At 36.1% G+C, this 12,482-nt stretch carries 12 protein-coding genes; 4 read left to right on the top strand and 8 right to left on the bottom strand.

What is annotated here, in order from left to right; all coding sequences use genetic code 11:
* The 6 genes from ACIQZ2_RS11055 to ACIQZ2_RS11080 form a co-directional block, all read right to left on the bottom strand.
* A partial coding sequence (locus tag ACIQZ2_RS11055; RefSeq protein WP_395768911.1) for a hypothetical protein occupies window positions 1-749 on the bottom strand: 749 nt, incomplete at its 3' end.
* A 5-nt stretch (window positions 750-754) separates the two neighbouring features.
* Entirely contained in the window at window positions 755-2,050 is a 1,296-nt protein-coding gene (locus ACIQZ2_RS11060) for a hypothetical protein (RefSeq protein WP_395768912.1), read from the bottom strand.
* A 216-nt stretch (window positions 2,051-2,266) separates the two neighbouring features.
* Entirely contained in the window at window positions 2,267-2,953 is a 687-nt protein-coding gene (locus tag ACIQZ2_RS11065; RefSeq protein WP_395768913.1) for a hypothetical protein, read from the bottom strand.
* A gap of 432 nt (window positions 2,954-3,385) precedes the next feature.
* Window positions 3,386-4,387, bottom strand: a complete 1,002-nt coding sequence (locus ACIQZ2_RS11070) for a DNA-processing protein DprA (RefSeq protein WP_395768914.1) — start codon at window positions 4,385-4,387, stop codon at window positions 3,386-3,388.
* A 1-nt stretch (window position 4,388) separates the two neighbouring features.
* Window positions 4,389-5,681 (bottom strand): NIF family HAD-type phosphatase, encoded by a 1,293-nt coding sequence (locus tag ACIQZ2_RS11075; protein ID WP_395768915.1) that lies wholly within the window; start codon window positions 5,679-5,681, stop codon window positions 4,389-4,391.
* A gap of 162 nt (window positions 5,682-5,843) precedes the next feature.
* Window positions 5,844-6,542, bottom strand: coding sequence for a DKNYY domain-containing protein (locus ACIQZ2_RS11080; RefSeq protein WP_395768916.1), 699 nt, complete (start codon window positions 6,540-6,542; stop codon window positions 5,844-5,846).
* 244 nt (window positions 6,543-6,786) lie between these two features.
* Here ACIQZ2_RS11080 and ACIQZ2_RS11085 point away from each other — a divergent pair, with 244 nt between their 5' ends.
* Window positions 6,787-7,065 carry a hypothetical protein gene (locus tag ACIQZ2_RS11085; protein ID WP_395768917.1) on the top strand — a complete coding sequence of 93 codons (279 nt, stop codon included), beginning with the start codon at window positions 6,787-6,789 and terminating at the stop codon, window positions 7,063-7,065.
* A gap of 161 nt (window positions 7,066-7,226) precedes the next feature.
* Window positions 7,227-7,661, top strand: coding sequence for a GIY-YIG nuclease family protein (locus ACIQZ2_RS11090; RefSeq protein WP_395768918.1), 435 nt, complete (start codon window positions 7,227-7,229; stop codon window positions 7,659-7,661).
* Between the two features lie 220 nt (window positions 7,662-7,881).
* Here ACIQZ2_RS11090 and ACIQZ2_RS11095 read toward each other — a convergent pair whose 3' ends face one another.
* A complete protein-coding gene (locus tag ACIQZ2_RS11095) occupies window positions 7,882-9,132 on the bottom strand; it encodes a tyrosine-type recombinase/integrase (protein ID WP_395768919.1) in 1,251 nt (416 codons plus the stop codon).
* A 498-nt stretch (window positions 9,133-9,630) separates the two neighbouring features.
* Here ACIQZ2_RS11095 and ACIQZ2_RS11100 point away from each other — a divergent pair, with 498 nt between their 5' ends.
* Together ACIQZ2_RS11100 and ACIQZ2_RS11105 are read left to right on the top strand one after the other, a co-directional pair.
* Window positions 9,631-10,443 (top strand): helix-turn-helix transcriptional regulator, encoded by an 813-nt coding sequence (locus tag ACIQZ2_RS11100; RefSeq protein WP_395768920.1) that lies wholly within the window; start codon window positions 9,631-9,633, stop codon window positions 10,441-10,443.
* 22 nt (window positions 10,444-10,465) lie between these two features.
* The gene (locus ACIQZ2_RS11105; protein ID WP_395768921.1) at window positions 10,466-11,452 is read left to right on the top strand and encodes an HIT domain-containing protein; all 987 of its coding nucleotides are present in this window, start codon (window positions 10,466-10,468) and stop codon (window positions 11,450-11,452) included.
* Here the strand turns inward: ACIQZ2_RS11105 and ACIQZ2_RS11110 are convergent.
* On the bottom strand, window positions 11,449-12,482 hold a 1,034-nt coding region (locus tag ACIQZ2_RS11110; protein WP_395768922.1), incomplete at its 5' end, for a DUF3427 domain-containing protein. The two genes, ACIQZ2_RS11105 and ACIQZ2_RS11110, sit on opposite strands and share 4 nt — an antisense overlap.

Genomic DNA, 12,482 nt, shown 5'->3' on the forward strand with positions numbered 1-12,482 from the left:
ATGTAAATACTGTCAAGGTAAGTGCTATTTCCTAAAGTAGCAGAAAGAACATAGTACCCTGCCGTTGTAACGGGAAATGTAATACTTGTTGATGTAGACCCGTTAAACCATGTAGGAGTATATCCATTTGGTCCACTATATGATAATGTTGCGTTCGAACCAGGACATACACTTAAACTGTCTCCTTGAGATATTAACGAAGCATTTGGGTTTGCTCCATATGGAAAAACAGTCTTTTTGAATAAGGGTCCCCAATTATTATTTGCATCCCTCATCCTAATATTGAATAACGTTGGTGAAGTAGTAACCGTCCAGGTTGCATTAGTTCTTAATACAGATTCTACAGCATCATCTAATGCGCCATCAAATGCAATAATCGGAGTCCCCTGTCCTTGACCAGGATCAAATACACCGAAAAAATACTCAGCATATGTAATATCAACAGAGCGAGTACTCAAACTACCACTATTAATAAAAATGGTTTTTTTGAATAATGGTCCCCAATTATTTGAGTTATCTTTTAGTCGTATGTTAACTAAAACTGGGGAGTTTAAATTTGGAATAGGTTGAGCACTAGCAATGATACTTTCAACTGCTTCATCCCAAGCCCCGTCAACCACAGTGAATGCAGTCCCGCTACCATTACCCGGATCCACCGCTCCAAAAAAATACTCACCCCCCTTAATGTCCGGTTGGGCAAAAAATATTCGTAATCCAAATAGGAATAGAAAAGATAGAATCTGCTTCATATTCCCTAATTTTTGTGGTAACCTTTTGCCTTGATATTAACTTGTTGGCCTGGAAATAAATCTGTGGGCATCTCTATATCGAATATAAAAGCCTTTCCATTTGAAGGATTTATAGATGGGCTGTAGTTTAAAATACTGTAAGGCCCTCCTGTTCGTCCTCGATCATTAATAGATAAATCAATATCATAATAGTCATGATTTGGATTGCCCGCATCTATATTTGTACCAGTTGGACCAATTATTTTTGTTAAAACCAGAGGTTGGGAACCAGTTGGAATTGTGCATGGTAAATCAATTCCGTTGTACGTCCATTGAAAGAAACCTGATGAATTAGCTGTGGGAAATCCAGCATTAGTTGTTGAGTAAGAATTAGAACAAGAACCACAGGTTTGTGAAGAAATACAACCTGGCACATTGCAATTCATCAGCATCCCCCAACAAATTCCTTGGCCCCAGTTTCCAGCAGATCCATCCACACAAGGATTATTAAGCCTGGCAGTAAGATAAAACAATGGAATTGATGCAAAAAGATTACTTGTAAAAATTAAATTATAATTAGGCGGGTTTTTTGCTACAAGTAATTCGCTATTAGTAATGAATTCATTATTAGAGATAATGTTAGAAACAGAAGTAAGGGTGTTCCACTTAAGAATTTGAATATTTTTTAATAAATTATTTGATATGATAAATTTGTAATCGTCGTTTGAGTAATAAAGAATGTTAGTCACAGTATCTGCTGCAATTAAAATTTTATCCGTTAGATTATTTGCATTTGGTTCATCATTAATTGTTAAATCATTTGTTTTGGACGCAACAAAATTTCCAAATCTAAATGTAGTCATTCCAGTCATTGAACCTCGCGCGCAATTTAACTCATAAAAATCTTGGTCTATTGAAAGATTTGTCATCCTTGAATCAATAATACTTACTTTAGCTCGATTTGCTGCACTTCCTCCAATAATGACATTTGAAGAAACAGAATAGACCCCAAGATTAAAACCAAGAATTTCCAATTTCATTCCTGGAAACCCAGCAATAATAATATTTCCATTAAAATTAATTATAGAACCTGCGGTTTGAGATAGTATGGTTAATGATTTGTTTAAGGTTAATGCTGGTTCGTTATAAGTGCCTGGAAGAATTAATATACGGTCTCCATTAACAGAGGCCGTTACTGCAGATGAAATGGTAGTAAAAAGATTTGTTCCATTTCCATTAGCCAAATTTGGGTCCACAAAACGGTCAATAGCAAATATATTGAAACAAGTCAAGAATAAGGTTATCGCGATAGGGTATTTCATATTAGAAAAAATTATTTGTTGTCATCATTACTGGACTCTAAACAAATTTAGATTAAAAAATTTTAAGTAGCCCTAATTGAAAACTAAAAGAGTTCTAACATTTATTTTATGCCCAATACAGTTTTAGTTTATGCGATTGGACCCGTTTATTGACCTGCATGTATGGTAGAAAGACTGAGGCACTTACCTGATGTTATTAAGTATTGTTATAAATTTTCATTTTAGAAATTGAATATATTGTTCACGCCTAAAAGTTTCTGCATCCGTATTTAATTTTTTACTGTTTATTCCTTTTGTAATACCTCTAAGGGCATTGTCCGAAGGTGATAATAAAGTCTTAATCTTTAATCGCCTTGCTGTATGAAAAACTAAAGTAGGCAGGTCAACTTGTTCGTATTTGAAATCACCTAAATTAATGGGAATAAATATTTCATTTTTCTTCTTTTTTTCACCCTTTGCTTTTTCACTTTTTTTATAAAGTAATGGTTCTATTTGTTGTTTCAGTAACTTAGTAACAAATTCACTTGTCGTATAAATGGTATCAATTTTAGAATTTTTTAGAATTTCAATGATATCCTGAAACTCAATTATTGAAAGATCTTCGTCTGCCGAAGAAGAGTTGTCTTTGCGATAGCATTTTCGAATAATATCCATAATGCCAAAGTTATTGTTCTTTAAATAACCCATAATATTATCAACCGTGAAATTTGATTCAATGTCTAAAACGTCGTGAAATAAGTCCCAAAACTTATTATCTGTGCTACCATAGTAAAATTGAAGTCGGGGGCTTTTTTCGCTAGTAACTTGAAAGGCTGGAAATGACCCTAAAATTAGTTTTGTCGTGTTCCCATTAATTGAGCGTTGACCAAAATTGTCGTTGAATGGATGAGTTACTATTGTCATGTCCGTTGTAGTTGGTGCATTACCAATAAATTAATCTATATTCCTTATTTAAATCATGAAGCGCAGCATATTTTTTTTCGCTAAAACATATTGTATATGTATTTATCCATACAAAGCAACGAAAAAATCAACTCCTTGTTTGCTTTCGAATTTCTATTTTAATGTATTTAAATTCAAGCACCTTATTTTATTAATAGAAGCAACGCATCCAACAATTAGATCAAGGCTACTTTGATGGACGTTTTGTGCAACGCGCTGAACCATCGAAAAAGATTTATCGAAGAGAAAAGAACAAACGGCGGGGATAGGAATGAAGGGTGAATTTAATGAAACACGAATTATGACGGTTTGCTTGCAGGCGATCGTAGCCCTGTGTTGCGCCTGCGGCAGGGAAATGGCGCTTGCACGCTATTAGTTGCTGGCTCTCTTCTATCAACCGAATAATGTTGTGTTTGATTGTTCAATATTTTTTGGTCGGATGCTCATTAAATTTTCAAATGCTTTGTAGTCGTCTTTTGATTTGATTACAAAGATTTTTGAAGTCTGTATTTTGTCTTCTTTTAATTCTGTGAATTTAGAAAGTCCCTTTTTACTATTAAGAATAATTTCTTTGTTTGCGTTATAAGTCGGCAAGTCAAAGTCAGACTGAACAGGATTTATAACGGCAATTGGTCTTTGAGTTTCGCAAAAAGATTTTGTTGTAAAGCGTGAACCACCATCTAATGAACTTTGAATTAAAATTAGCCCGTTAGAAAGACCTGCTTGAATTCTACAAGATTTTACAACGGTAAAAGTGTCTTCCTTTTTGTCTGGTGGCATTTCTGAAATTAAAAGTCCGCCACTTCCAATAGCCTTATCAGCGTTTTTAGCAGTGTTTTTCAGCAGTGTTTTTTTAGTGTTATAGTTTAGTCCGCCTGCTAAAATGCCAATAACTTTATTATGAATTTTTTCGTTTGATTTAATAGAAAAATTGTCAACTCCTTCCGCAAATCCGTTGCAGATTGCCCAATTTGTATTTGAATAAAAGGAGCTAATTCTTTCTGATATTTTCACAGCATTTTCATTTGGTTCTCTTGTTCCAATTATACAAACAGTCTTATTGTAAAGTAAATCAAGATTGCCTTTGCAATAAATAACCGATGGTGGGTCTTTAATTTCTTTTAGTAGAGATGGATAGTCTTCACTTGTGAATTCTATTATTGTAATGCCTTCTTCTTTGCATTTAAAAACAATGTCTTTGGCACTTTCTACTGCTTCATAAATTGTGTTATCATCAAACTGTTTGTTATTGGCTTTGATGATTTCTTGAATTTCTTGAATTGTGTTAGAGGTTTCAAAGGTGTCTTTTGAAACTACCTTTTTTACAAAGGCAGGACCTATACCTTTTAATTCAGAAAGTGCAATTATTCCTATTATTTTATTATTGTCTTTCATTCTAAACTATGTTCTCTATAAAATTACCGCAACCATTACCACCATATTTTTGAGGAACGCAAGATAAAAAACGTGTTCCTTTATTTCTGTTGACTTTCACTTGTAGTTTTGTTCCGCAATGAGGACAAACTCTTTCGCTTTCAACTGTTGTGATAAGATAAAACAAAGTTACGAAAATGATATTCTTAACGCCTTTTTCAATGAACTTTCCACAAATTGAATATGCTGTTCCGCCAGTTGTAAATTGGTCGTCAAGTATGATTATGTTTTTGCCTTGTAGGTCTGTTTCGTTAGAAAGGAAAATGTGTTTATCAACAAATTCTTTTCTGCTTTTGTAATCCTTTTGGTTTCTAATGCTTCCTTCAATTTCTTCAGTCCAAAGGATAAATTTTTGCTTTGTGATTGTTGTTTCAACTGAATCAAATAATTCGGATAGTTTGTTTGGCGGCTGAGTTGTTTTTTTATCTGATACAAAAGTAAAATAGTCCCACGTTACATTTGGCATACTTTGCATAACGAAAGACAAAAAATTGGAAGTTGCTTTGCCAAGTTTTTGCAATGTTTCTTGAGTTCGGTCGGCTCGTTGAAATTCAAAGTATTTGTCGGCAACTGCAAACTTATCGCATTCTCCAGCTTGTTGTCTTCCAAGTGTTCTATATGCAATAAATCTTTCAGGATACTTTGTTGTTTTGAAACGAACAGCTTTTGTAGTATTTTGATTTTGAAAAATACCTTCTACGGCCAATAGATTTTGTAAAGGGTTAAGCAGAATATCGTGTATTTCGTCAAATTTGTTTACAAAATATGTTGCCCCACTTTTTAAATGTTTCCAGTCTTGTCCAATGCCATCTCGGTTTTCTTCTCCGCTGGCTGAATAAAAGTTTGTCAGGATTGTAGCTACATTCAAGGCTCTTCCAAACTCTATATCTAACCAAGTGTCGCCTATAACAAAGAAACTGTCTTTATCTGTATTAATATGTGGGTGTCCAACTGTATCAAAGCATCTGTCGATTAAGTACTGTTTGGCTTTTCCAAAATTGGGCTTGTCACATAAACTAATGTATTCTAACTGAAATATTTGCTCGGCAATTTTCTTTACATAATTTGGATGAGAGTCTGAAACAATTATTGCTTCATATCCTTTTTTTTGTATGTCTTGAATAAACTCTTTTGCTCCTGGAATTAATGGAATTTCTTCCAAGTTGGTTTCTTCTAAACCGTCTTTGAATGGTTTAAATTTTTCGTGAGCAGTGTCCGTTAATGTTCCGTCAAGGTCTATGAGTAATATTGTCATACTGTGTCGTTTTTAAGCTTGCCACTAACGGTTTCTGGCTTGGCGGCGTGCCGAACTTTTTAAATTAAACTCAAATTCGAAGTTAGATTATTTTCTCTCATGAAATCTTTTTTTCGAAGAAAGAGCTGAGGCATGTAGCCAAACCAGTGTTAGTGGCTGGCATTATTCTTTATTAAGTTCTTGAACTGCTCTTTTTAAATATTCGTCTTCTATTTCGTCAATTTTTACTCTTTCTCCCCAAATTATGAAACCATTTTTGTCTTTAGCAACACACCCTGTTAGTCCCTTTTTAGTTTTGAAAGTTTTGTAGTCAACATTCTTTAAAATACCCGCCCTCATTTCAAAAATGTGGTTTTTGTCTTTGGCATAACAATCTCCAAGTATTTGAAACGTTTGATAGTCTGCCTTATCAAATACATAAAAACTACCACCGTCAGACATCGAATAATGGTGATAGATATGATTTTTGTCCTTGTAAAATGTGTTTCCAAGTTCTCTAAATGTTGCTGTGTCAATGATGTTTTTTAATGGCGGGTTTTCGTTGAACCCAAACTTTGTTATGTAAGTTTCAGCTATTACCTGTCCATCAGAGCAAATAACACTATGCGTTTTAAATCCAATTTCCCCATATTTATTTTGCCAAAGTCCGCATTTCAACAGTTTCCATTCTGACGTAAGTTTAATACTATCTAATTTTTCTAAATACTTCTCACATTTCTTAATTTCCTCACTTTCAATCTTTGTTTTACTACTTGCATTATCTCCAATTTTATTTTCAGTTCTTGATTTGAAAATGCTAACAACAATGAGAAATGATGCAATTAATAAAATTATGAATGTTAATCGATGCTTATTTTTCATTTAAGGTTGTTTTGTCATGCGCTTGCCACTAACTTAGCTATAACCCTCACAATCTCGCTTCAAGCCAACAACTGTTTGTTCTCTTGACCTCAAAGAGTGGAGCTTCATGAAATTAATGATAATTTATAAACAGAACAAACAATGGAGAATGGAATAAACCGTGAATTTTCATTAGACGAATTTTAACTCCTTACTTGCTTTCCAATTTTCATTTTAATATATTTAAATTCAAGCACCTTAATTTATGAGTCAAAACAACGAGCAGGCTATGGACTTGTACGACCACGTATACACCTATTTACACGAAACCTGGGATCCCATTGGCGTTAAGGCCTTTGGAGAAAACGGAGAATATGCTTCCTATACCGATGATATTGTTTTAATGATAATTCGTAAGGTCAGCATAAACCAATTGGCAAACCACCTGCAATCGCTGGTAGAAGATACCATAGGACTTGAATGGTACCCACGAAATTTTCACTTAGAAAGTGCGTATGATTTGTTGGAGCTGAGGGGGAAGTGAACTTATTTTATTAAATAACTTTTACGGATACTCCCCCAATAACGGAATAAACCGAAATTATCGAACTAACTAATTTATATAATACCAAAAGCAGCTTTTTCTTTATTAATTAAATAATTTCTTTATTCTGGAAATAATATTTTAACTCACTATTTAGACATATGACAACAACTCAAGACGTACTAAACAACCTAGAACCATACAAAGGAATGCATGGCCTTTACATTATCACACCAAAGAATCCCAATGTGTTAAAAGAGATTTGCCTTAAGCTGAATTACACGTTCAAAAGTGAAATCGCCTATATTGGCAAAGGCGCCAAAACGAAAAGTAGCGATTTAAGAAATAGAGCCAAGCAAGAAATGGGGTGGTCTAACTTTGAAGGAGCCACCTTTGTTAGAAAAATGGGCATTTTCTTGGGATTTGATATCACGGACAAAACCAATGTACAATTAAAGGAAGAAACAAGAAAATTCATTTGCGATAACTTCAATATTCAATGCATAGAACATCCTTTAGAAGACGATTTATTATTTCATGAAAAGGAACTTATCCGAAAATTACAACCCTGTTTGAATGATAAGAAAAACAAGTAATCACGTTTGTTTTTTTTCCCAAATCAAATTATCGCAAGAAATAATAAAGTTATATCCAAAAATAAGAAATACCCCTACCCTTCCAATTCAAGTTAACTTCAAGCCAACTTCAAGCTAACTTAAGGTTAGATTTATGTGGGTTAAATCCAACGTTATCCTGACTTCAAGTTAACTTATTTTACCTGCTTTTTTATTACTGGGAGCTACCGGCCGTTTATGTTTAAAAATAAGAAGCGTAAGTACGCGCAGTTAATTCCGCATCCAACTTTAGGTATTTTAAGAAATTCCGCTCCGATTTATGTCCACTGAATTTCATGATGGCTTGGGCTGGCATTCCCTTCAGAAATTTCAGGGTACAGAAGGTGCGCCGGCAGGTGTGGGAAGAAACCTCTTCGTACTTTTTCTTGATGATCAAAATGGTTTCTCCGGCAACTTCTCGATAGAACTTGATGTCGTCGGTCATATTCGCTTCGCAACATAATTCGCGAATGGTAGCGTTAAAACGCGTGACTTGATTTTTGTCATAGGTAGGTAATATTCCATTGTAGGATTCCAAGATGGTTTTGAATCGTTCGCTCAATGGAATAATCAATTTCTTTACCCCAGAATTTTTCGTTTTCTTGGGAATAATATGCAATTCATTGTTCCGTATGTCGTGTTCTGAAATTCGGATGAAATCCGAAAATCGCAATCCCGATTCACAACCCACTAAAAATAAATCACGAACCTTCTTCGCATGAGGATCTGTTACGTCGAGTTTTTCCAAAAGCAGCAAATCTTCCTCGGTGAGGTAAATCTTATCGACGTCCTCAGAAATGGAAGGAAAACACTTTAAACTAAATCGATTGACTATTCCTTTTTCGAAACACCAATTCAGGAATGCTTTCAAGGCCTTATTCGATTTTCCAATGGTATTGGGTAACAACCCCGGAAAGCCTTCGGCATTTGGAGCAATAAAACTCAAGTAGTTCATCCACTCCAGCGAAAAATTAGCTGAATCACTCGCAATCAAAGCGAACGATAAGGGCGTTCCAAAGATTTCCTGGACCTTCAATAAATGCTTTCTCAAACTGTTGTTATACTCTCGAATGTCCACGGAAGTTTTTCTTTTTTCTTCAATAAAATCTTCAAAATGATCCCATAACTTTTTATCCTTCTTGTTTTTTACAGGGACCTGCCGTTGTTTGATGAAATCGGATTTTATGCGCTGCGGGGACGGATAGAAATCATCGTCACGGTACTGCTTCATCAATGAGTTCAAAACCGCTTCCATGGCGGTTAAGCGATCATTTATTTCGTTTGCTTTTTCAAATTCTATGGTTACTTTTACACGCTGTTTGCGGTCCATCCAAAATTTTGGCGGAACGGAGCAGCCCGTAGAAATTTTTACGCGCGTGTTTTCATAGTAAACTGTCATCAATATAGACGTTGCCTGTATTGACTTTTTATCTCTTAAATGGAACCGAATCATTGTTAATAACTTTACCCAAAGATACAATAAAGCGTGGACGGATTCGTGGACGGATTATGTTGATTTAGGTTGTTTTTCAACAAAACCAAAAGTAGTCTCAACATACTTAACTATCTGTAATTCAATATAATATAAGCAAACTTAGAACAACTTCGGAAACCCTTGAAAACACTAGAATGGCCGAACCGTCCAGACCGCGAAACGGTTCGTTTAAAGAAAAGCCTCTATGGCTGGAGGATTAGAAAACCCTAGGAAGTATCAAGTTTCTTAGGGTTTTTGTTTTTTAGGGGATAAAAAGCGGCCCTTCGACCCGCCTATGCTCTGCTCCGGCGGACAAGCTCAGGGACCGCTTAAATTTAAATTGCAATACATCAGGTGCGGTCCCTGAGCTAGTCGAAGGGCGCACCCTGAGAACATTTAACTTTCCCATGACAACTCAGGTCAATAAGTTGTGCATATCAATAAAATTAAATTTATTTGTTGACCAGATTCCTGCCTATGCTCAATCAACATAAGATTCTCCGCGTACTGCAACTCATTACCTACCTGCAAGAATCACCCCATAAAACCATTAACCAACTCGCTTCGTTTCTAGATTCTACCGAACGGACCGTTTACCGTTACCTCGACCTGCTTCGGGAATGTGGGTTTGATCTCCACAAAGACCACAACCAACGCTACTACATTGAACAGCAAGCTACCGACGGCATTTACTTCACCCCCGAAGAAGCGCAGCTTCTCAAATCGCTTGTGTTAAGCACCGGAAAATCCTCCAAGCTAAAAGATACGCTCCTGAGTAAAATCTACATGGGTTCTGAACTTCCCATGGTGGCCACCCACCTGCTTCATTCCAAGAACGGGAAAGCGGTGGAACGCCTCACCAAAGCCATGATGAACAAGGAGCAAGTCATCTTAAAGAAATACCAATCCATCAATTCGGAAAGCATTACAGACCGCGTGGTTGAACCCTTTGGCTTTACCGAAAACTACCACACCGTGATGGCCTTTGAACCGGCTACCCAAAAAAATAAAACGTACAACATCGACCGCATTGGCTCGGTGGAATACACCGGTACCGTATTTAAACACGAAACACTCCATGAACAGCAAATTCCCGATGTGTTTGGCTTTGCCTTTTCCGGAAAGAAATACCCCCTGCGCCTGGAACTACCCTTTAAAGAATTTCTGCTACTCAAAGACCGCTACCCCCTCATTGCACCCTTTACGAGCTATCACCCCAAACTCGACCGCTACGTGTTGGAGGTAGAAGTGAATGACCTGAGGCCGGTGGAGGGGATTGCTAGACAATAAAAAATGGTTACTTTTAAAGCTAGTGTCAATAAATAAGTATCATTTATTAGCGGATTATTTAAGCAAACGGATGCGCATGAGTCATGTGTATCAACCCGTAATGATCATGAAACTGCTTTCCAATCAAGGAAAAGCAAAGGCAGATGAAATTGCCCTTGATTTGGTTCAGAATGACTTAAGCCAACTAGAATATTATACTGAAAGAGTAAATCAAATGGTTGGTAAAGTTCTTCGAAACAATCAGATAGTTCTTAAAGAGAAAAATGAATACCAGCTTATTGGATTTGAAGAATTAACAAACATAGAACGAGCAAAACTCATTGAATTATGTGCTGTTAAAATCGACGAATACAAAGAAAAACGAGGCATGATGATTTGGGATCATCGAAGAAAGAATAGGTCCCCCATTGACGGAAGTATACGATATCAAGTATTAAACAGAGCCAACAATGTTTGCGAGTTATGTGGCATCTCCTCTGAAATCAGAGCCTTAGAAGTGGATCACATTGTACCTAAAAATTGGAAGGGCGCCGATGATTTAAGCAACTATCAAGCATTGTGCTACAAATGCAATACGAATAAACGAGATACAGATGATACCGACTTTAGAAATCGAGTGCATCTCTTTGAGATGAGGGATACAACGTGTGCGTTTTGTTCGTCCAACAAAGAGGTTGTATTCGATCATCCCTTGGCCTTTGTTATTAAAGACAAATTTGAGGTTACCAAAGGACACCATTTAGTTATCCCTAAAAGACATTTTGCTAATTATTTTGAATTAAAATCAGCTGAATTACTCGCTATTAATTCACTCATCAATCAAATTAGAGACAAGCTATTATTGGAGGACAGGTCAATTGAAGGATTCAATATTGGTATAAATCAAGGGGTAATCGCTGGTCAAACCATCATGCATGCTCATGTTCACATTATTCCACGACGAAAAGATGATGTATCAAATCCGCGCGGAGGAATTAGAAATATTATACCAGGAAAGGGGGATTATTAACCCTCCCCAATCAAATACGTATACAGCGCGTTTTCCACAGCATGCTCTAATTTGTAGGTAAAATGAACTACGGGTTCGTTGGTAACAGGAATATGACCTTGTTTCATAGAACCTGGAATAATCTCTACTTGACCAATACAGTAATAATCCTCACCCTCGCCGTCGGATTTCTTGACAAATAACAGAATTAATTCAGACTCTATAAGCTTTTTTATTTCAGGACTACCTACTTTTCTGTTCCAACGTGACTCCCAAGCGAAGGTTCGTGAGTCAATAAAATGGTCATTATATTTCGTTCGTTGGGAACGGTCTTCCGATTTTTTATAAGTTACAAAACAAGGCGTCACCTTATGGTTCGTACGATATCCATATACTGTACTACTAATATCTTTCTCCCAGTTTAAAATTCTGCAAACATCCTTACGACTATATTTTGCCCCTAAAACAAATCCATGATGAAAACGTGTGGCCTTAAATCGTTTCTGAAATGCATGAATTCCATAAGCCAAGGCATCCAAAAGAAACCGTTTAAACGTGGGATTAAGCACCATGGAGTTGAAAGAATCCGTTAACTCAAAAGCACCACCAACCTTTTTTAGAACAGGTATAGGTTTTTTGATAAATTCAAAATTAAGGTTCCATTCCAAGGAAGCAAAACAAGGCTCAGAAATGGGATATGTACTACCTAACAGTAAACCACAGTATTTCGAAAGGGTCTTGCTCGTGCATTCTTTTTTCTCCAACAAAACGTTTAATGCTGCAAGCTCCTCAATGCGTTTTCCGTTGGCGATTTCTTGGGAAAACTGCTCCAACAATTGAATCGATGTTTTCGGTAAGATTTCTAACGAAGATTCTAAACCACGAATGAAGGAATAGTAACTCTTTCCATAATCAACATACGCATAAGGATCTCTTGAACCGTGCGAAACAAAATCCATCATCATGGGAATTCTCCCTAGTTGCCGAGTTAACAAATCAAAATCCTTGACCAGGTCCTTTTTCATTTGCAGGTTAGATTCATCAATTGCTT

This window comes from Aquirufa sp., assembly GCF_044342065.1.
Classification (GTDB): domain Bacteria; phylum Bacteroidota; class Bacteroidia; order Cytophagales; family Spirosomataceae; genus Aquirufa.